Annotated in this window: 22 protein-coding genes and 2 pseudogenes; 13 read left to right on the top strand and 11 right to left on the bottom strand. The window is 35.5% G+C overall.

Annotation, left to right across the window (positions count from 1 at the left end; genetic code table 11):
* Positions 1–32 precede the first annotated feature (32 nt).
* A complete protein-coding gene (locus BIV60_RS29390) occupies positions 33–188 on the top strand; it encodes a hypothetical protein (RefSeq protein WP_177177193.1) in 156 nt (51 codons plus the stop codon).
* A 61-nt stretch (positions 189–249) separates the two neighbouring features.
* On the opposite strand, the gene BIV60_RS00610 is transcribed toward BIV60_RS29390, so the two are convergent.
* The 4 genes from BIV60_RS00610 to BIV60_RS29385 form a co-directional block, all read right to left on the bottom strand.
* Positions 250–654 carry a cation diffusion facilitator family transporter gene (locus BIV60_RS00610; protein ID WP_083402036.1) on the bottom strand — a complete coding sequence of 135 codons (405 nt, stop codon included), beginning with the start codon at positions 652–654 and terminating at the stop codon, positions 250–252.
* A 219-nt stretch (positions 655–873) separates the two neighbouring features.
* Positions 874–2,553: a hypothetical protein gene (locus tag BIV60_RS00605; RefSeq protein ID WP_256218253.1), complete on the bottom strand. Its 1,680-nt coding sequence runs from the start codon at positions 2,551–2,553 to the stop codon at positions 874–876.
* A gap of 785 nt (positions 2,554–3,338) precedes the next feature.
* Positions 3,339–4,454 (bottom strand): GerAB/ArcD/ProY family transporter, encoded by a 1,116-nt coding sequence (locus tag BIV60_RS00600; RefSeq protein ID WP_071353803.1) that lies wholly within the window; start codon positions 4,452–4,454, stop codon positions 3,339–3,341.
* Between the two features lie 313 nt (positions 4,455–4,767).
* Positions 4,768–5,007: a hypothetical protein gene (locus BIV60_RS29385; protein ID WP_177177192.1), complete on the bottom strand. Its 240-nt coding sequence runs from the start codon at positions 5,005–5,007 to the stop codon at positions 4,768–4,770.
* A 388-nt stretch (positions 5,008–5,395) separates the two neighbouring features.
* Between BIV60_RS29385 and BIV60_RS00590 the strand changes: the two genes are divergently transcribed.
* From BIV60_RS00590 to BIV60_RS00580, 3 genes and pseudogenes are all read left to right on the top strand, one after another.
* The gene (locus tag BIV60_RS00590) at positions 5,396–5,911 is read left to right on the top strand and encodes a MerR family transcriptional regulator (RefSeq protein ID WP_256218252.1); all 516 of its coding nucleotides are present in this window, start codon (positions 5,396–5,398) and stop codon (positions 5,909–5,911) included.
* A 2-nt stretch (positions 5,912–5,913) separates the two neighbouring features.
* On the top strand, positions 5,914–6,855 hold the full coding sequence (locus tag BIV60_RS30790) for an SRPBCC family protein (protein WP_071353801.1): 942 nt from the start codon (positions 5,914–5,916) through the stop codon (positions 6,853–6,855).
* 325 nt (positions 6,856–7,180) lie between these two features.
* Positions 7,181–7,641: pseudogene (locus tag BIV60_RS00580) on the top strand (SRPBCC family protein).
* Between the two features lie 229 nt (positions 7,642–7,870).
* Here the strand turns inward: BIV60_RS00580 and BIV60_RS00575 are convergent.
* The gene (locus BIV60_RS00575) at positions 7,871–8,497 is read right to left on the bottom strand and encodes an FMN-dependent NADH-azoreductase (protein WP_071353800.1); all 627 of its coding nucleotides are present in this window, start codon (positions 8,495–8,497) and stop codon (positions 7,871–7,873) included.
* A gap of 70 nt (positions 8,498–8,567) precedes the next feature.
* On the bottom strand, positions 8,568–9,152 hold the full coding sequence (locus BIV60_RS00570) for a DUF3238 domain-containing protein (RefSeq protein WP_071353799.1): 585 nt from the start codon (positions 9,150–9,152) through the stop codon (positions 8,568–8,570).
* Positions 9,153–9,303: 151 nt separating this feature from the next.
* Between BIV60_RS00570 and BIV60_RS00565 the strand changes: the two genes are divergently transcribed.
* Positions 9,304–9,777 (top strand): MarR family winged helix-turn-helix transcriptional regulator, encoded by a 474-nt coding sequence (locus BIV60_RS00565; RefSeq protein WP_071353798.1) that lies wholly within the window; start codon positions 9,304–9,306, stop codon positions 9,775–9,777.
* A gap of 520 nt (positions 9,778–10,297) precedes the next feature.
* Here the strand turns inward: BIV60_RS00565 and BIV60_RS00560 are convergent.
* Positions 10,298–11,305, bottom strand: coding sequence for a DUF3231 family protein (locus BIV60_RS00560; RefSeq protein WP_071353797.1), 1,008 nt, complete (start codon positions 11,303–11,305; stop codon positions 10,298–10,300).
* A 741-nt stretch (positions 11,306–12,046) separates the two neighbouring features.
* On the opposite strand from BIV60_RS00560, the gene BIV60_RS00555 reads away from it, so the two are divergent.
* From BIV60_RS00555 to BIV60_RS00545, 3 genes are all read left to right on the top strand, one after another.
* Positions 12,047–12,430: a hypothetical protein gene (locus BIV60_RS00555; protein WP_071353796.1), complete on the top strand. Its 384-nt coding sequence runs from the start codon at positions 12,047–12,049 to the stop codon at positions 12,428–12,430.
* Between the two features lie 201 nt (positions 12,431–12,631).
* Positions 12,632–12,829: a hypothetical protein gene (locus tag BIV60_RS00550; RefSeq protein WP_071353795.1), complete on the top strand. Its 198-nt coding sequence runs from the start codon at positions 12,632–12,634 to the stop codon at positions 12,827–12,829.
* 157 nt (positions 12,830–12,986) lie between these two features.
* On the top strand, positions 12,987–13,445 hold the full coding sequence (locus BIV60_RS00545; protein WP_071353794.1) for a hypothetical protein: 459 nt from the start codon (positions 12,987–12,989) through the stop codon (positions 13,443–13,445).
* A gap of 42 nt (positions 13,446–13,487) precedes the next feature.
* Here BIV60_RS00545 and BIV60_RS00540 read toward each other — a convergent pair whose 3' ends face one another.
* On the bottom strand, positions 13,488–13,712 hold the full coding sequence (locus tag BIV60_RS00540; protein ID WP_071353793.1) for a hypothetical protein: 225 nt from the start codon (positions 13,710–13,712) through the stop codon (positions 13,488–13,490).
* A gap of 77 nt (positions 13,713–13,789) precedes the next feature.
* Positions 13,790–13,951 carry a hypothetical protein gene (locus tag BIV60_RS29380; RefSeq protein WP_177177191.1) on the bottom strand — a complete coding sequence of 54 codons (162 nt, stop codon included), beginning with the start codon at positions 13,949–13,951 and terminating at the stop codon, positions 13,790–13,792.
* Here BIV60_RS29380 and BIV60_RS00535 point away from each other — a divergent pair.
* The gene (locus BIV60_RS00535) at positions 13,945–14,325 is read left to right on the top strand and encodes a hypothetical protein (protein WP_071353792.1); all 381 of its coding nucleotides are present in this window, start codon (positions 13,945–13,947) and stop codon (positions 14,323–14,325) included. The genes BIV60_RS29380 and BIV60_RS00535 overlap by 7 nt on opposite strands.
* Before the next feature lie 148 nt (positions 14,326–14,473).
* On the opposite strand, the gene BIV60_RS30105 is transcribed toward BIV60_RS00535, so the two are convergent.
* Positions 14,474–14,644, bottom strand: coding sequence for a transposase (locus BIV60_RS30105; RefSeq protein ID WP_371261496.1), 171 nt, complete (start codon positions 14,642–14,644; stop codon positions 14,474–14,476).
* 161 nt (positions 14,645–14,805) lie between these two features.
* Positions 14,806–15,189, bottom strand: coding sequence for a winged helix-turn-helix transcriptional regulator (locus BIV60_RS00525; RefSeq protein WP_071353790.1), 384 nt, complete (start codon positions 15,187–15,189; stop codon positions 14,806–14,808).
* A 207-nt stretch (positions 15,190–15,396) separates the two neighbouring features.
* On the opposite strand from BIV60_RS00525, the gene BIV60_RS00520 reads away from it, so the two are divergent.
* From BIV60_RS00520 to BIV60_RS00505, 4 genes and pseudogenes are all read left to right on the top strand, one after another.
* Positions 15,397–16,590: an MFS transporter gene (locus tag BIV60_RS00520; protein ID WP_071353789.1), complete on the top strand. Its 1,194-nt coding sequence runs from the start codon at positions 15,397–15,399 to the stop codon at positions 16,588–16,590.
* A 25-nt stretch (positions 16,591–16,615) separates the two neighbouring features.
* Positions 16,616–17,458, top strand: a complete 843-nt coding sequence (locus BIV60_RS00515; RefSeq protein ID WP_071353820.1) for an aldo/keto reductase — start codon at positions 16,616–16,618, stop codon at positions 17,456–17,458.
* Positions 17,459–17,606: 148 nt separating this feature from the next.
* Positions 17,607–17,816 (top strand): annotated as a pseudogene (locus tag BIV60_RS00510) (SDR family NAD(P)-dependent oxidoreductase); the annotation flags it as partial.
* A 325-nt stretch (positions 17,817–18,141) separates the two neighbouring features.
* Entirely contained in the window at positions 18,142–19,179 is a 1,038-nt protein-coding gene (locus BIV60_RS00505) for an NADH:flavin oxidoreductase/NADH oxidase (protein ID WP_071353787.1), read from the top strand.
* Positions 19,180–19,476: the final 297 nt, after the last annotated feature.

Raw genomic sequence — 19,476 nt, 5'->3', positions numbered from 1 at the left:
GACTACTGAAACGATAGGAGGATGAATTACACATGGTTTTTTTCCCTGACGGCTTTAGAAGAAGGTTTCTCCCTATTGAAATCGAAATCGAGATAGAGAGAAGAAGACGTATTGAAATCGAAATCGAGATAGAGAGAAGAAGACGTATCGCAATCGAAATTGAAAGAAGAAGACGAAGATTCTTTTAAGCAAATGATTTAAACATGTTTCCAAAGAGCCTACGGGCTCTCTTTTTTAGGCTGTTTTCACCTAAAAGTTAATGAAGTATCGGATTTCTTTGGCCCCATAAGAGATAATGGCAACCCACATTGCAAGGATGTTTGGAGTTGAAATTGGATGGAAAAAGCCCATTATTGCTTCATACACAACATAAAAAGATACAATGAGCAAAACTAATCCCACAATGCCTGATACAATGACCTCTGCCTTACCATGTCCATAGGGATGTTCCTTATCAGCGGGTTTATTTGCGATCTTTATGACTAAAAGTACAATAATTGATGCGAAAACATCTGCTGCTGAATGGATTCCATCTGCAAGCACTGCATCACTCTTTCCGTACCAGCCAACAAATAACTTTCCTACAGTTAGAAGAATATTACTAACGACACTTATAATCGCCACTTTTTTTGCTAAAGATTCTCTTGCATCCAATTTAATTCTCCTCTCAAAACAAAAACGCTTTTGTATCTTATCAGAGAGAGTGTGGGTGGATCTAGAGAAACATTATTGAAAAAAACATTAATTCAATCCCCATAAAACTGTTTAAACTCAACCAAAAAATGTATTATCCACTTTATTATATTAAAGCTCTATTATCAGACCTTATCTTCAACGCAAAAAAGGAACCGCGATTGGCGATTCCAATGATTATTATTTATTTGCTGCGTTTATAGTACTAAGCGAATTGTTAAGTGCAGATTTGCAATGGTTGACATCAGGGTTTGATGAACGAACTGCTGCTAATACAACATCAATTGTTCCATCAATTTTCGTCCATGTTGTGCCATCTATTTTTCGAAGCTTAGGCTCCTGTGTGTCCCATTGATGTTCTAATTCATCTGCCCCTTTTTTCGCTGAAGCAAAGTCACTTTTGTTTACAGCTTTTAGTATATCATTTTCGATTTTTGCAAAATCGTTTAACTGTCCAGATAATGTTGTTTGTGAGGCACCAGATTTTGATGTTGATTTATTTGCACCTTTTAAGACACTAAGTGAATTAGTAAGTGCTGTTTTGCTTTGATTAACATCAGGTTTTGAAGAACGAGCCGCTGCTAGCACAGAGTCAATTGTTCCATCAATTTTTGTCCATGTAGTGCTATCAATTTTTCGAAGCTTAGGTTCTTGTGTATCCCACTGATGTTCTAAATTATCAGCGCCTTTTTTTGCTGAAGCAAAGTCGTTTTTATTTACAGCGTTTAGCATATCATTTTCAATTTTAACAAAATCGTTTAATTGCCCTGCTAATGTGGTTTGCTCTGCAGCACCTTGTGATGCAATATAATTACTGCGCCAGTTATAACCACCTATACCAACAACTAAGAAAATTACGAGTACAACAATCGTTTGTGTAAGCACATGTTTCTTATTTGCATTACTTTGGTTTGTTTCTGCTATATCACTTTTAGCATTTGTATCAATTTTTGAAACGGCAAGGAAAATGATGATCGCTAAAATAGCGATAAGAAAAATCACACTCGTGACGGTTGTCCCGAGTCCTAATCCGCCATTTACTTTTGGTTGAGATAGGTAATCTCCAAGTGACGCTCCAAGCGGACGAGTTAAAATATACGCAATCCAGAAAGCTAATACTCCGTCCAGTTTCAAAAATTTATAAGCTAAGAACACAAGTGCAATAATAATAATAACGCCTATTCCTGTGTAAAGATAACCAAAACCAAGTTGTTCGGAAAATAAATCGCCGACCGCTGTTCCAAGTGCAAAAGTAAAAAGGATCGTAAACCAGTAGAAAACTTCTCTTTTCTTAGTAAAAATCGAGTGAATCGATAGTGTTTTTTCACTAAGATACCAAAATAGAAAAGTCAGTCCTAGTAGCACTGAGAAAACAGCTGTACTGACCTCAAGTGGTACGCCAATATTATCTGTCAAATTATCCGTTACCAGTGTTCCAAATACGCTTATAAGAACAACTGTTACCCAGTAAATGGATGGAACATATTTGTTTGCTTTAAATTGAAAAAACAATGCAATAAAAAACGCAACTCCCATAATAATGGTAGTAAGAGTTAAACCAAGTCCAATGTTGAAATTGATGAAATCAGCAAATGTTTCACCAACAGTTGTACACAAAACTTTGATGATCCAAAAGAAAATCGTCACTTGTGGTACTTTGTTAAATAATAATTTCATTCTATTTTGGTTTTCTTGCATAAATAATTTCCTTTCTTTAAAGTGGTTTCCCACAACTTTATTTCTCTCTCTAAATAAGGATACCCATCCAAATCCAAGTTTATCATTAAGGAAGTCTGCCGCAGTTTCTCCGACAGCCGTTGCCATAATCTTGATGAACCAAGTGACTTGTGGGACTAGCATAACATTTGCAGATCTGAAGGCTGTACCATTTCAGATAGTTCAGAAACCGTTAAGTTTTCTTTCAAAGAACTCATCTCTTTTTTTGAAGGGTCAGTGTTACTAAGCAATTTCCATCTCTTATTCATTAAAGATGACTCTAGTCTCTACTATATTACATATTGGAATGCTATTTATTAACACTTGATAAAAATTAACTTAAGTGTCTATTAAGTTTTGACGGCATTTAATAGTGCATGATTGAACAATCCATCTGCAGTTATTAGATTATTTATTTATTTAATGCTGAATTCGACACAAATAAAAGAAAAATCATTTGATAATCCTATGTAAGAAACTATTTATGAAATTAGGTGGTATGTCATGTGGTACTGGTATTTAATTGTCTCAGCAACGGACTGTATTTAATAGTTAAAAGATAGGGGTGGGCAACATGAAGCTTTACCAATGGCGATTTCTTAAATTTTTGTTTCGAAAAAAGTGTTTCATTTTACCTTTATACTATTTCGAATCGATATGATGTATATTAGAATTATCTTTTTTTAATAAATATTTGTACTATCATTCAATTTTTACTCCTCGAAAGAAAAAGGGACTAGCTTATATTAACAGTCAGATTCAATTTGTTCATTACATAAATGGACAATTACGTACGAGAAATAAATGAAGAAACCTTAGTCACCATATATCTCCTGCTTAACCCTGAAAAGGATAGGTCCAATAAGTCGTTTGTAAATGTCAAAATCATAAATTCCTTAGCAAAACAACCATTAACAAATGGCTGTTTTTTAATTTCGATTTATATTCGTATCGGTTTTTTTCTCCTTATTTCGAAAGAATGCGATAAGCAGTAAGGCGCTTGGAATGATAATTTCAAAAGGTAAATTTAAATAGACTCTTATAAATTCAAATTCTTTAATGAACTCTGCAAATGTCGATGCAATAGCTGTGGATCCTAACAATACAATCAATCCAATTGGAAACGCCAGATTTTCCTTTTTTTTAAACTGAAATAGATCGGCTGTACCCAATACCGCAGCATAAAAATACAGTGATATTTTAAAAAAACCGCCAATGATTAGGTAGAGCAAAAAAAGAGAATCCAGCCGCTCTATAAAATTTGCCAGTTGAATTCTTCCAACGGTAGTTAGCAATGGAAAGTTTGAGCGGATATAAAGATCTGGACCAATGATTGAAATCGTAATAATCACTGTAATAGTAATATTAATCCCACTTAAAATCATCCCGCCTATACAAACAAATTTTATTTTCCTTGGTTCATTCACAAACGGATATATCATTGTGAAAACAAGTATTTCTGAAAAAGGAAATAAAAGAGTTTGCTGGAGAAACGTATTAAATATGGGTTTCCATCCATTTTCAAGAATTGGCTTAAGAAATTCAAAATGGATTAATCCAGAAAAAATAATTAAAAGAAATCCTAATATGGCCATAAAATATACAATGCCAAAATAAATCTGCCCCACTCTTGCGATTACTTCTAAACCTTTAAAAATGCCATAGATAATAGTCAGAACCATCAATGTATTGATGACAAATAACGGTGTATTTGTATAAACAGTTGTTACCAAAAGTTCCCCGAAATCTCGTAAAACTCTTGCTGCAATATAGATAAAATAGGTGATATAAAATAAGGCAAGGATCTTACCTGGCCATTTTCCGGCAATTTTTTGTATATAGCTGGTTAGAACTAATTCTGGATAAAAAAGAAACAGACGATAGTGAACAAAGAAGACAATTAAACCACCTGCTAACCCTAATAAAATGGCAATCCATGCATCCTGTTTTGCATTTGCTCCTAGACCAAAGAGGATAGAACTACCCATTTCAAATAAAAATACTAGTACGAAAAGCTGGGCTGCGCTTATCTTAATCTTATCCATTTACTACATTTCCCCTTTGCTCAGGGTTATTTTGTGACTTCTCCAAAGCACTTTTTCCTTCTTAATTGACTAATTGCTTCTTGGACTTCTTCTGAATTTACTTTTCAACCAGTTGATCAAATTTTTTAACAACAGCTGAATTTATCGAATCGATAGAAATACCGCTTCACTAACCATTAACATAAATAGCAGCCCTTTTTTTTGGGGAAATTAACTTTCTCGTAAAACAAGATAGGTACATCCTAAAATTTTTCCTGGTCTCTATCTATGGGTGAATTTTTGGTTTACCTTGAGCTAGCATTTACTGGTTTTATTATTGCCGCTTTTTATTCTTTTTTAACAAATTGATCAAAATTTTAGCAATTCTAAACCAAATTCTAAACTCATTTCCTCCAATGTTTTTGACTTTTTTTCGATTCTTGAAAGTGATAAATTTTGCTTCATTAGATGCCAAAAATACAACCGCATTCCCAATATCCCGAGGCTCACCCATTTTACCAAGCAGAACTCCTTTTTTATAATCACTCGTATCTATACCTTCATGCCTTTCCACTGGGATAAAACTGGATTGATTAAATTAACCGTAATACCATAAGGCCCTAATTCATTTGACAATAACAAAATACATCTCTCCCTAAAATTTCATTTTTAGAGGAATTATTGACTTGATTCTCGAAATTGAAACGGGAGAGACTATTCAACTATCTGGCAGTCTAGTTGAACAATCGTCATTAGCTTTTTTCCACTAACGGGCCAGATTGTGGAAGAATCATGAACAGTAAACATACTGGTTAAAGATTGTTTGTGAACAGTTACACTTAAGCTATCGAGGTAGGATAAAGATTTTCTCATGATTCAAAAAAATTTATTTTCCCTTGACTCTTACGTGACGTAACGGTTTATAGTGAAGATACCGGTAAAAATTCTCGCGAAATAAGGGGGTGGTTATTTTAGTTCCAGGAAAGAAGAAATGGAAGACAGGGGAACTTGCAAAGTTAACAGGTTTAACGATTCGGACCTTGCGGTATTATGACCAAATTGAATTGTTCTCACCATCAGACTATTCAGAATCAGGATATCGCCTATATAACGCCACAGATCTTTCGCGGTTACAGCAAATTCTTAGTCTAAAAGATTTAGGATTAACGCTCGAGGAAATTAAATCAATCCTGGCCGACGATACGTATAACCCTATTGAAGTGGTGACTCTTCAAATAGAACGTTTAAGAGAAAATATAAGAGTTCAACAGAAGCTGTTAAAAGATTTACAAAATGTATCTGAGATTTTGCAAACGAAAGAGACATTGACGGTTCAAGATTTTACAAATTCAATTGGAATAATGAAAAAAAGTCATGAAAATTATTTTTACGGGCGCCAAAAGAATATGGAGCGCCAATTTGATCGACTTGGCGAATTCCTTTCTAATCATCCGTCTCACCAAAAAAGGAGGAAGTGAGAATGAAAAAACACTTTGCAACACACGATACCTTTGTTCTTGAAAAGGTGTATAATTTCACACCTGAAGTGGTATTCGCTGCATGGGCGGACCCAGAGCTTAAAGCAAAATGGTTCACTGAGGCGGAAGAGTTTGATTTTCGAGTGGGTGGACTAGAGATAAATCATGGCGGCCCTCCAGGAGGTCCTGTTTACACATTTAAGGCACACTATCAGGAGATCATTCCTGACCACCGTATTGTCTATTCTTACACCATGGATCTCGATGAAACTCGGATTTCCGTTTCTGTAGCAACGGTCGAGTTTAAACAAATTGATGAAGGAACACACCTGATTTTTACCGAGCAAGGTGCATTCCTAGACGGCCATGATACAGCTGCAGTTCGTGAGCACGGGACAAGTATTTTGCTGGATCAGCTTGGTGAACAGTTGAAAAATAATCAAGAGTTAAGAGTATCCTCTGGGGTAACGGAGATTATTAACTCTCCTGAGCCAATCTCTGATCGTGAGATTGTCAACACACGTATCTTCAATGTGCCACGTGAAATCATGTTCAAAGCATTCAGTGACCCGAATCATTTGGAAAAATGGTGGGGACCCGAGGGCTTTACTAATACGTTTCATGAGTTCGATATGCGACCAAACGGTATTTGGCGTTTCATTATGCATGGACCCAATGGTGTAGATTATGAGAATAAATCCATCTTTTCCGAAATAATTGAACCTGAAAAGATTGTTATCCACCATCTGGGGCCAATACATGAATTTTTATTAACCATTACATTTGCTGAGAAAGAAGGCAAAACCGAACTTATATGGAAAATGCTCCACAAATCAGTTAATGAATGCGAAAAAGTGAGAAGTTTCTGCTACAAAGCCAATGAACAGAACTTTGATCGACTTGAGGCGGAACTGACTAAAATGGTTAGAGGATTGCAACACTAATTTAATTTTATTAAAATAGGCGCTAACATAGAAATTTTACTTAGCTAAAGGGCGCTTTTCTTTAGTAAGCAGGCGTCTTTTTGATTTGCCCCTACACATTAAGGGATTAGATTTGTTTAAGACAAAAAAAGATTGTAAAATTTTTCACTTAAACTAACGGGTGCAAGAGTTAAAGATCAGTTGCCAGTTTCGGCAGCATTTCTTATTGATGTAACTGGGCAGTTTAGTACAAGAAGGAGTTATAGCTTTTCTTGTTGAAGTAAAGGAGTAGTATAGGTTTAAAAAATGAAGGCGGTAAAACAAAATTCATTTTGGAGGGATAAACATGAACCAAAACAACGCAACAAACACAACACAAGTAGGTAGATTGTGATCACCCGCGTATTCGATGCTCCACGCGATCTTGTGTTTGATGCTTGGACGAAAGAGGAGCACCTCTCGAAGTGGTGGGGACCTCGAGGTTTTACGACGACTTTTCAGAAGTTTGATATGAAACCGGGCGGTACATGGCAGTTTATCATGCACGGTCCTGATGGCGTTGATTATCCCAACACCAACGTCTTTGTCGAGGTCGTTAAACCCGAGCGAATCGTCATCAAACATGCTGTGTTTCCCCATTTTCTGGCGACAGCAATCTTTGAGGATCTGGATGGTAAGACCATACTCACTTATAGCACAGTTTTTGAAGAAAATGCCGCTGTATTCGATAAGGTGAAAACATATGCCGTCCCAGGTGCCGAACAGACCATGGATCGTCTTGAGGACCATCTGGCAAGTATGTCTTAAAAGTAAGTGGCAAGCCTCGTATTGATGCCCCCGGTAACAGCTCGCTATTTATTTCGAGAGTATGAAATCGTATCGTTTTGAGGCTTCAGTAAAACCTGGCAAAACGCCAGGTTTTACAGCCCAAGAACGGCACAGAACACATTCCTAAAGGCTGCCAAAACTGTTGGCAGCCTTGCTGTGCTAACGGGGCAGTTTACTTGAAGATATTTAGTGACAAGTGTTTTGTTAATTAGAACGTACTTGCTACTTTAACAGCCTTTTCAAGCCCTGAAGCAATAATCTCTTCTGCTTTATCTGGAAATTGGTTGTGACCTTCAATTACTACTTTCTCTATATCTTTTACACCGAAAAAGCCCATCATATTTGCTATATATTTAATAGCCATTTCCATTTCAGCTTTTGGTCCTTCAGAATAAACACCGCCACTTGCATTTAATAATGCAATTTTCTTATTTCCAATAAGACCTACTGGACCTTCTGGCGTATATTTAAATGTTTTACCCGCACGGTTTAAGTAATCAATATATGTGTGTAGTACAGCTGGGATTGTTAAGTTCCATAAAGGGAAACCAAATACAACTTTATCAGCTGCAATGAATTGATCTAAATATCTATCAGCAACAGCTGCTGCTTTTGCTTCCTTTTCTGTTAACTCAAGTCCTTTACCCGCCTTAAATGTGCCGTTAATCATATCTACTCCTACATATGGCAATTCTTCTTTGTATAAATCAAGCTCTACCACTGTATTATTTGGATGTGCTTCTTTATAGCTTGCTAAAAAAGCATCATATAATTTCACACTAACCGATTGTACTGCTGGACGATTGTTTGCTTTTACAAATAATACTGTTGTCATTCTATATTCCTCCTGTTAATCCTCTTGCGTTGTTATATATTTAATTACTAAAAAAGGTATTATATTGTCTTTACAATATCTTTTTAAAACTATACTCCATTTCTCCACCTAGAGCTTCAGCTGTATCACCAGTTTCTCTGAAATCATGTGTATAAATTTGTTCAAATGGGCCAAAATTTACTTGCTTATAAAATTCATAGCAAGGGAATCCATCGTGCGCACCTTCAATATCGACAGTACCATCTATTTTTACATGTACAGTTAATAGGTAGTCAACAGGAGGTGCATATATATTTAATGGGTTGCTAGCACTTGCACTCATTTGAAACTTGACGTCATCAGAATTCCATATAATATCAGTGCACAAAATACTTTTTGTACTAGCTTTTCCTGTTCTTTTTTTAACGGAACCATCTGGCGTTGTGATTCTTTCTGTTGTTATACCCGTATTCGCATATGTGAAAATATCTTTTTTGTAAAAGTCTATAACTACTTCTTGTTCAATCCTGGAACGCATAGCGTTTACAGCGTAAGGTGTAAATTCACGTGAGTCACCTTCAAATTGGATTACATTTCCCGATTGAATATCCTTCTTAGGTTCAGTCCAAGACATTGGAATAAATACGCTTGCTCTAATTTTAACGATGTTAGCCATGAGAACCCTCCATAATTTATTAATTATATTTCGGTGAATCCAATTTCTTTTGTAATCGAATTATAGTCAACTTGATTGACTACATTGTGTATAGTACAATGAGTTTCAAATAAAGTCAACCTAATTGACTTTATTTGAGGAGGTTTTATTTGTGAATCATGAAGTATTTAGTGAATTAGATCTTACATCACTTTTATCATTATCCTTTAGTACATCAATTAATGAACTACATGATAGATTGAGTGAATTGGGATTTGGAGATATTAGGCCTGTACATGGTTTTATGTTTAAATGCATCACTCCTAGTGGAGCAACAGGTATAGAACTAGCCGAATATTTAGGAATTACAAAGCAAGCTGTGAGTAAAATGGTGGATTATCTTGAGAAAAGTGGTTATGTAATGCGAAAAGCTCATCCCACGGATAAGAGAGGGAAAATTATTGTTTTGACCGAACGGGGTTGGTTAGTGGTGCAAGCAAAAGAGAAAATACTAACTGAGATTGAGCAACGTTGGATTGAAAACATAGGTGCTGAACGACTGCAAATGCTCAAAGAAGATTTAACAAAATTAGTTTATGAAGCAAATGATGGTAAATTACCAACGATATTAAGACCTGTCTGGTAAATATAAAGTTTATAAAGGGACTTTTAAACGTGTTTAAATTCGTGCTAACAGTGCAGCATTCCTGTAATTATATAAATTAGCAGCAATGTTTGTGAAGCATTGTACTTAAAGTAACGGGTACATTTGTTCAATAAGTAAAGTCTTAATTCTAAAGGTGATAAAATGAATATCTTTGAGGACTAATAACAAGACCTACCGAAGGTGAAAAACTAGAAGAAGTGGATAAAAAAGCAAAGGAGATTTTGTATGCAATGTAGAGAATTATTCTTCAACATTTAGGTGACACTAGAAGATTTTAAAACTCTCCAAGACGAACTAAGGATTGCAGCAGCAATCCTTTTTTGTTATTAAGCCCATCTTGATATTGTACAAAAGATAGACTAATATCATTTAAAAAAGTATGTTCCGTTAGAGATCTGAATTCTTTTAATATTGTGTCAAGTTTAATTTGTTAAAACGGGAAATTTTGCTTCATATAAATTAAACAAGAGATCGTTGAAATCCCTTGTTTAATTTAAACCTAATTTTCTGCCAACTCCTTCCTATTCGGAGCGTGTGGTGGTTCTTCCATCCATCCCCTTTCTATCAAAATGTCGGCGCCCTCCTTCCCATACTGCAATATTTCAGGAATTAGTTTTGAATATTCAATAGCAAGGTCTATTCGTGCTGATGAAGCTATTGCATGACCAATATAGGTTATTCCTTGTGTATTGAGTATAGTTACAAGGTTCATGATGAGCTTTTCTGAAAAAGGAGATACAGTAGAAGTTGACACTTCTGAGTTAACCATTGTAGTGCCAAGCAAATCTTCCTTGATTAAAGTATGGTTTAGGAAATGAATTTGTTTTTGAGCTAAGTCTTTTCCTTTTGTCAAAAATTTCTTTATTTGTTCATCTTTCACAACTTGAATAAATCCAGTGAGTAAGACTACAGCAAAATAGTTCCTTTCAATGTTAAAAAATATTTCAGATAGTTCAAGAACATTTAGAGGGCGTTTCTTTTCGAACCACTTGGATAAAAATGTTTCTTTCTTTTTAATAAATTCAACTTTATCGGGATAAGGGATCATTGTTGGGCGATCGTATATCCCTTTAGAAAGCATTAGATTTACTGATGTATTATAAAGATCCAATGTGGAAGTTAAACACTTAGAGAAGAAAGATCGAATATCTTCGCGGGCAACATTAGAAACTAGCATACTATAGGCAGTCAAACCCATACGACTCATCCCGTAAGCGTAGCTTACAGGAAATAAATCGAAAAACAAAGGTGGAGCTGAAAGATCAAAGTCTTCATCGGAAAATCCCTTGGGAATAGGGAACTTCTCCTTTTCAAAAATATTCTTGATTTCCTCAATATGTTTTTGTGATATATCTAATGTTAGTTTAATTATGGGTTTAACATCTTCATTGTTCGACTGTTGCAGGAAATGCTTAGAGAGACAGATAGATAAGCTATCCATAATATAAGTAGCCCATAATCCTGAAATTTCTGTTGATGATAAACCAACAATATGTTTTGTATTCATTGAAGATCTCCTCTTAATATTGGATTTTTCTAATTTAAGTATTACTCATACCAAAACAACTTATTCTTCCTTTCATATTTGTATAGAATAAGCGAAAGAAAATAAATAGGTAAAATCTGGAAATGTTTGAATAAGAGTGGACAAGCGTGGGAGAAAAAAACCTTTATAAAATAATACCTTACCTTTTTTCCGACCAAACTTATTTCTTTCTACAATATTACAAATTCGGTACAAGATTGAGAATGAGAAAAAGAAGGGAATAAGCCATTAATTACGGAAAATTTTTTGATTTTAATATTCAGCTCCTATCTACTTTGTGGTAGGGGTTTTTGAATAAAGTATTAGCGACGTAGAAGAAATTCTATACCAAAATTCTTTACCAAAAAACGAACTTAAAAAATGAATATTTTTTCTTTCAAAAGAAAGGATTCAACAATGAAGGATTATTTTGTAAAACTCTTTTTTGCGTTATTGGCAATAGAGATTCTGTATGGAATAGCCTATATTTTTAAGATTGACTGGCTTATCGGGAATTACGGAAGTCACTTTGTTATATTACCATTAGCCTTTGTTGCAGGCTGGGGTGGTTGGTACCTTTATAAAAGAGTATAAAATTAACTTTGACTCTTTTACTTCTTCAACTAATGGAGGATTGTCACAACCAGGATTGTATAGATAACCAATATAAAATATCGAAATGAAATTTGATTATTATTGAGCTGACGGGTGCTTATATGGAATATGGGGGTTGTTTTATTGACAAAAAATCACAGGAAGTATATTTGGATAGAAGCAGAGGAATGGGCAGATGGTGAATGGAATATTGAAGATGATAACACGGATGTCATCGTAACATTTTCAAACCGTTCAAAATGGATAGCTAGTTTTTTTACATATAAAAATATCCAGACATTGAGAGAGAAGAATAAACAGACTGGTGAAAGTATGAACGGTGCATATTTTTGGTCGAGTGAGATGGTTCTTATAGATTTAGTAAGTCGGGAACGGATTGTTGAAGTTATCGAATACCTTATAGAAAATGATGAGTTCAATTCTGTTTTTACAAGATATCCTGATGTTGAACCTGAAGAGGACTATTTATATCCCGAGGGATTCTTTATCTGAAAATTTCTGTTGTAAAGTCTGAATCCTCTTCAACTACGGTTACTTTATTTGAAGAAGGTTGGGGTTGCTGCGGCAGCCTTTTTCCTTATTCCACTAAATGGCAGGTTACTCGAAGAAGGTTAACATTCATAAGAAATCGAATATTAAAACAAGCTGTTAAGCTAAGTACGACATACTGAAGGATGAAGGATGGATAATACTATGACACGTAATCGTGAGCTACCGCAGTTTGAAATCCTAGATGTTTCAAAAGATGATATTGGAAGATACGCTAAGATTAAAGCTATATATCCAGACGGAGAAATAACAATACGATGGGGGCTGGATTCTTTAACTTATGTAAATTTAAAAAGTACATTTTCTGCTCGTGTATTCGACAGGATGCCAAATTTGAACTAACAGTTTTCTTATCTTGCAATACGATCTTCTATAATCGGGCGCAAGAATTGAACAAAAATGGACTGTTTCAGCGGTCCATTTTTCTTAGACTTAAATCAGTTAAATGGCGAATAAGTGAACCATTGTAAGAAAAAATAAGTTTAAAAAGGACATTTTTATGATTGGACTTTTTAGTGCTGTTATTCTTTTTAATTTAATTGCTTTTATAACTAACAAGAGACTTACCAAAAATCAAATTGTTCATATTTGGCTGTTCACCATTACTTTACAGGTTATTGCTGATCTGTTTATTGACCAAAAATACCACGGCTATTGGTACTTTACACAAAATGTTGATTGGGAAGGTTTACCCAGCCTTATAATGCTTTTACCACCTGTAAATATGATGTTTTTGAATTGGTATCCATTTAACTCTCCATTATTAAAAAGAATTCTTTATTATATTTCTTGGTTAGTATTCATGATGATTTATGAAGAAATAGCATTACTACCAGAACCTTGGGGGTACTTCAATTATGGCTGGTGGAAATTGGAGTATTCTATTCTTGTTGACCCTATTTTGTTGATTATATTATTGAATTATTATAAGTGGATTTGTAAGATTGAAAAAAGTTAACAAACGGGGGCTTGAGTTTAACAAAGAGTCGTAGCCCCCTTCTCAATCTTCGAGAGGGGCTTTTTCTAATTCCATTACTAATTCTGTTATATCTTCTCCACTTGCTTTTACTCGTACCAACTCTCCATCAAACGGCATTTCTCTTTTGATCTGTTTCCAAAATTCAAAAGCTACCTCTTCAGGCCGTTTTCTTCTCAAAGGAAATTCTCCCCTACGCATGACTTTATTTTCATTCGAGATAAAATGAAACTCAATGGATACATTCATTCTGGATCAAATCCTAAGCACTTGTTTTTTCTTAGCTTCAAATTCTTCATCTTTCGCGTAGTAAGCACACATTTGTTTTACTTCCGATTCTCCCAATGCTCTTCAATCTCCAATTCCTCTTCAATCATTCTTTTTAACTGTGTTTCATCCACATATTTAGGACCCTTAAATAAAACATTTAAAGCTTCTCGATAGGTATAGACTGTTTTAAAGGATGGGCAATTAAGAAGAAATGTCATTTACACTAAATCTATTTTTCTCCCGTTCTGCAAACATCCTTAATGCCCTTTTGATTTCCTTACCAGAAGCTGCTAAAGTGGTCGAATATCAATGGCTAATGTTTTACCCATGTGTATATATGTATGCCATGTATGATGCGAATAAACATGCAGAAGGGGAAAATCCCAGGTTATCATTCGTTCCATTTGCTTTTGGAGCCTACTTTGTTACAATAGGGCTAATGTATTCACCTAATTTGTTTTTCGGTATATCCTTCGGACCTATATGGCTTCCAATGTTGTCATTGATTCCGGGATTATTAATTGGATTTATTATTGGTTATATTTTAATAAAAATTTCTTCTAAGCCTAATTATAGCGGGAACGAACAATAGATTGATGTTTTTGCTTATCGAAGTAGTCTTCTCCTAAAACTACATACATTTCTTTACAAGTTAAAAGATATTGAGCGAATACAATTCTTGCTCGTTTTTTGCCCTTTCGTTAGGCTGTACGCCTATGCGGTGCTCCTAGATAGTTTTTTTATCCTCTTACAGAATGAGCTGCTTCAGTTAATGCTGATCTCAAATACTTGTTTCCTTTTTTAGTTTTAGCTGTTTTCCTTTTTCCCGCACTTTCGTTATGCCTTGGAACTAATCCTGCCCAGGAGCACATATGAATATAACTTTTCATTTGTTTTGTCGTTTTTATCAACGAGAATGACGCAAAAAGGGTATGCGGGGATTTTGTATACAAAGAAGATTTTCAAACTAAAAAATCCGATCCCCTAAATATTTGAGGAATCGGATTTTTTGATTTGTCTTATTACACAATCATGCCCGATGGTTTTGCGATTGTTGCTGGACTATTTTACGTTATGATGGCACAAAATCAATCTTTTTGTTTAAGATGTTGTCCTCTAAGACAGATGATTTATCACCATATACTTTTGTAATATGATTTTCTCCCCAAGCACATAAAGAATCCAAAATAATTTTCAAACTCCAGCCATATTCGCTAAGCTCATATTCCACTTTTGGGGGAATTTCATTATAAATAATTCGGTTAATAATTCCATCCTGTTCTAATTCACGTAATTGTTGAGTTAACATTTTTTGTGTGATATTTGGCATAAGGCGCTTTAATTCGCTTGTTCGTTTTTTTCCGTGAGTTAGATGGCAGAGAATCACACATTTCCACTTTCCACCGATGACTTCTAATGTCGCTTCAACAGAAATATTGTATTTCTTTTTTTGCATCTTTGTCCTCCTCCTTCATATAGGCACCAAAAAGTACTTATATTACTTTTAGGTGCCTATATAACTTTAAAGTGCGTACTTTTCTTTATAATCAATATATTTCATAATAACATTTGCCGGCCGATTCATACTATACTTTCTTTCAAAATTTATTATTCGCTGAAATGAAAGTTTCCATTTATATAACAGAAAAAAGGAGAGGATAATATGGCTTTAAGTAAAAAGCAAAGCACGTTCGCACTGCTTGCTTTAGCAGTAAGTGCTTTTGCAATCGGAACGACTGAATTCATCAGTGTCGGGTTGCTGCCTCTTATTGCAAATGATTTAAGTATTCCAGTTACCACTGCAGGATTGACTGTATCTTTATATGCTTTAGGGGTAACGTTTGGAGCTCCTATTTTGACATCTTTGACATCGAGAATGTCACGTAAGACATTACTACTTTGGATTATGATTGTCTTTATTATTGGCAATACTATTGCTGCTATTTCTACGACAATTGGTTTATTGCTAGTAGCGCGTGTGATCTCAGCATTTTCACATGGGGTCTTCATGTCAATAGGATCGACAATAGCTGCCGATTTAGTTCCGGAAAATCGCAGAGCTAGTGCGATTTCAATTATGTTTACAGGACTTACAGTAGCTACGGTAACCGGTGTTCCATTTGGAACCTTTATTGGACAGCAACTAGGTTGGAGAACTGCCTTTGTTACCATTGTTATCATTGGCGTCATTGCCTTAATTGCAAATAGCATTCTTGTCCCATCTAATTTACGAAAAGGAGTAAAAACTTCTTTTCGTGATCAGCTTAAGCTTGTGACAAATGGTCGATTATTGCTTTTATTCATTATTACAGCGTTAGGATATGGCGGAACATTTGTTGTGTTTACCTTCTTATCCCCATTGCTTCAAGATATCACCGGGTTTAAAGAAGGAACTGTAGCTGTCATTTTATTAGCTTATGGAATTGCGATTGCGATTGGGAATATGATTGGAGGTAAATTATCGAATCAAAATCCAATTCGTTCATTGTTCTATATGTTTATTGTACAAGCAGTCGTCTTATTTATTTTGATGTTTACAGCTCCATTTAAAATTGCTGGATTAATAACGATTCTTTTAATGGGACTGTTAGCATTTATGAATGTGCCAGGCTTACAAGTATATGTTGTGATGCTGGCAGAGCGCTTCGTTCCTAGTGCGGTTGATGTGGCATCAGCAATAAATATTGCTGCATTTAATGCCGGGATTGCTGTTGGATCCTATTTAGGCGGTCTTATTACAGACTCGATAGGACTTATCCATACGTCTTGGATTGGAGCACTTATGGTTTTAGTGGCTGCAGTCTTAACTGGATTTAGCAGAGCTTTGGAACGAAAAGATCAAGTAAATAAAGCTTAATAAAAATTTGGAGGTATTAAAAATGATGGTTAAAAATATACAAGATACAACAACTTTGAATAATGGGGTAAAAATGCCTTGGCTTGGAATTGGAGTTTTTAAAGTCGAAGAAGGTCCTGAATTAGTAAACGCAGTAAAAACAGCTATTAAACATGGATACCGTAGCGTAGATACCGCTGCAATTTATGAGAATGAAGAAGGTGTTGGTAAAGGAATCCAAGATGGCTTAAAAGAAGCAGGTATTTCAAGAGAACAGCTCTTTGTTACTTCAAAGGTCTGGAATGCAGATCTAGGGTATGAATCAACAATTGCTGCATATGAAACTAGTTTAAAGAAACTTGGCTTAGAGTATTTAGATTTATATTTGATTCATTGGCCGGTTGAAGGGAAATATAAAGATGCTTGGAGAGCATTAGAAACTCTTTATAAAGAAGGCCGAGTAAAAGCAATTGGTGTAAGTAATTTTCAAATTCATCATTTGGAAGAATTAATGAAGGATGCTGAAATTAAACCAATGGTCAATCAAGTAGAGCGCCATCCCCGATTAACTCAAAAAGAGCTGCAAGCATTTTGTCAAAACAACGGTATTCAGCTCGAAGCATGGTCACCATTAATGCAAGGTCAGTTGCTAGACAATGAAGTTTTACAGGAAATTGCGGACAAGCATAATAAATCTGTCGCCCAAATTATTTTGCGTTGGGATTTACAACATGGGGTTGTTATAATTCCGAAATCAACAAAAGAGCATCGAATTGTTGAAAATGCGAATGTGTTTGATTTTGAATTGACGAAAGAAGAAATGCAAATCATTGATGACTTGAATCAGAATTATCGAGTCGGTCCAGATCCGGACGATTTTGACTTTTAATAAATCTATATACTTTTGAGAAATGGGTAGCTCCTCTTATTTTCTGTTTAAAGTAAGAGGGGTGATCCATACGATTAACAATATAAACGTAATTATTCATTCCTACATAGGTTAATGGTATAAAAACACGAATCTGGGAGGGACCTACATGCATCTATATTTAAAAGGAAAAACGGCACTGGTTACTGGGTCGACAGCAGGAATTGGAAAAGCAATCGCCATGTCATTAGTGGCGGAAGGTGCCACTGTACTTATTAATGGACGTCGTGAAGAAAAAGTGAATCAAACTATAAAAGAAATTCAAGCAAAGTATCCTGACGCAATCCTTCAGTCAGTAGTAGCTGATCTAGGAACAGAAATAACCTTTTGGAAGTTATTAGTCTAATAAAAGGCAACTGATCCCTAGCTATCTTTTTTGGCGTTTTTATTTTAGCATTTTGATCATCAGAGTCGTTCACCCGTTAAGAAATACAATGTGTAGGTTTAAAACAAAGTTTGATTGAAAATATATGATAATCGGTGATTTTACGTTATATCTAGAATTTTCTTTTTGAAAAAAAGATTAATTAAAATAACCATTTTCTAATCATAGGAATAATTTCTTATGTAGTACCACTAGCAAAACAAAATGGACAGGCAAAAGCTGACCCAGAACACGAAAAATTATTTGGAGATGATAAGAAATGAGCAATAAGTTATTTTCACCTTTTGAACTGAAATCTTTAAAATTGAAGAACCGGGCTGTTATGGCTCCAATGTGCCAATACTCAGTAACTGAAAAGGACGGGAAGCCTAACGAGTGGCATTATGTTCATTACGTCAGCCGAGCTATCGGAGGGACTGGTCTAATCATAATGGAAATGACTGATATAAATCCTGATGGAAGAATTACGGATTATGACCTTGGTTTATGGGAAGATGACCAAATTCCAGCCTTCTCAAGAATTATTGACCAGGTCCATGCCTATGGGACAAAAATAGGCATACAGATTGCCCATGCCGGACGAAAAGCAGAGGATGCTGCCAATCCTGTTGCCCCCTCTGCGATAAAATTCCCGGATGAAGGCTATAAAACTCCACGTGCTTTATCAACTGAGGAAGTAAAGGAAATGGTTCAGCTGTTTGCTGATACGGCAAGTAGGGCAGTGAAAGCGGGAGTGGACATGATTGAAATTCATGCTGCTCACGGGTATTTGATCCATCAGTTCCAATCACCGCTTACGAATAAACGTGATGATCAATACGGGCAGGATCTTTCCCTTTTTGGGAGGGAGGTTATCCAAGCTGTAAAAAAAGAAATGCCATCTGACATGCCCTTATCTGTCCGTATCACAGCAGTAGAATACGCTGATGGAGGATATGATTTAGATCATGCCGTTATGCTAAGTAAAGCCTATAAAGAAGCAGGTGCTGATATTCTCCATGTTAGCAGCGGTGGTGAAGGAATTCCAGGTGAAAGAAAGCCAGGAAACTACCCAGGTTACCAGGTTCCATTTGCCCGTAAGATTCGTGAGGAGGTTAGCATTCCGGTAATTGCAGTAGGAATGCTCGAGAAACCTGCTGTAGCGGAGGCAGTGATTGGGAATGAAGATGCAGACTTGGTTGCAATTGCCCGCGGAATGCTACTGGATCCATATTGGTCTACACATGCAGCGATTGAATTACGGAGCAAGCAGTTAAATGTACCGAAACAATATGAAAGTGGTTATCATATAAAATAACGCTATTTATTGCGTGGTCAACTTTTTCATAAAGACTTGGATCTATTATTTCTACAAGCATGACAGCTTGGACTGCACTATTCATTGATGGAAACTGACAAAGGATCAAAAAAGTACTCATTCACGGTGATGCAGGTGGGGTAGGCAGTATGGCGATCCAATTAGCAACACATGCAGTACATATGTTGCTTCGACCGGCAGCACATCTAATATGAACTTCATGAAGGAGCTTGGAGCAGATGTAGTGATTGATTATACAAATCAGGATTTTACAAATGTTATACATGGTCCCGGCAA

Origin of the sequence: Bacillus sp. MUM 116 (assembly GCF_001866655.1) — a bacterium.
Classification (GTDB): Bacteria; Bacillota; Bacilli; order Bacillales; family Cytobacillaceae; genus Neobacillus.
Note: the sequence above shows the minus strand (reverse complement) of the source record. Positions and strands in the feature narration are given on the sequence as shown.

Bases quoted from the DNA above. Each gene is read 5' to 3' on its own strand.
- BIV60_RS00555 (WP_071353796.1), top strand. From the start codon at position 12,047: ATGGGGGTTGTTTTATTGACAAAAAATCACAGGAAGTATATTTGGATA.
- BIV60_RS00560 (WP_071353797.1), bottom strand. From the start codon at position 11,305: ATGAATACAAAACATATTGTTGGTTTATCATCAACAGAAATTTCAGGA.
- BIV60_RS00540 (WP_071353793.1), bottom strand. From the start codon at position 13,712: ATGAATGTATCCATTGAGTTTCATTTTATCTCGAATGAAAATAAAGTC.
- BIV60_RS00505 (WP_071353787.1), top strand. From the start codon at position 18,142: ATGAGCAATAAGTTATTTTCACCTTTTGAACTGAAATCTTTAAAATTG.
- BIV60_RS30790 (WP_071353801.1), top strand. From the start codon at position 5,914: ATGAAAAAACACTTTGCAACACACGATACCTTTGTTCTTGAAAAGGTG.
- BIV60_RS00525 (WP_071353790.1), bottom strand. From the start codon at position 15,189: ATGCAAAAAAAGAAATACAATATTTCTGTTGAAGCGACATTAGAAGTC.
- BIV60_RS00550 (WP_071353795.1), top strand. From the start codon at position 12,632: ATGACACGTAATCGTGAGCTACCGCAGTTTGAAATCCTAGATGTTTCA.
- BIV60_RS00575 (WP_071353800.1), bottom strand. From the start codon at position 8,497: ATGACAACAGTATTATTTGTAAAAGCAAACAATCGTCCAGCAGTACAA.
- BIV60_RS00520 (WP_071353789.1), top strand. From the start codon at position 15,397: ATGGCTTTAAGTAAAAAGCAAAGCACGTTCGCACTGCTTGCTTTAGCA.
- BIV60_RS00515 (WP_071353820.1), top strand. From the start codon at position 16,616: ATGGTTAAAAATATACAAGATACAACAACTTTGAATAATGGGGTAAAA.
- BIV60_RS00605 (WP_256218253.1), bottom strand. From the start codon at position 2,553: ATGCTAGTCCCACAAGTCACTTGGTTCATCAAGATTATGGCAACGGCT.
- BIV60_RS29390 (WP_177177193.1), top strand. From the start codon at position 33: ATGGTTTTTTTCCCTGACGGCTTTAGAAGAAGGTTTCTCCCTATTGAA.
- BIV60_RS00535 (WP_071353792.1), top strand. From the start codon at position 13,945: ATGTCATTTACACTAAATCTATTTTTCTCCCGTTCTGCAAACATCCTT.
- BIV60_RS00570 (WP_071353799.1), bottom strand. From the start codon at position 9,152: ATGGCTAACATCGTTAAAATTAGAGCAAGCGTATTTATTCCAATGTCT.
- BIV60_RS29380 (WP_177177191.1), bottom strand. From the start codon at position 13,951: ATGACATTTCTTCTTAATTGCCCATCCTTTAAAACAGTCTATACCTAT.
- BIV60_RS00545 (WP_071353794.1), top strand. From the start codon at position 12,987: ATGATTGGACTTTTTAGTGCTGTTATTCTTTTTAATTTAATTGCTTTT.
- BIV60_RS00600 (WP_071353803.1), bottom strand. From the start codon at position 4,454: ATGGATAAGATTAAGATAAGCGCAGCCCAGCTTTTCGTACTAGTATTT.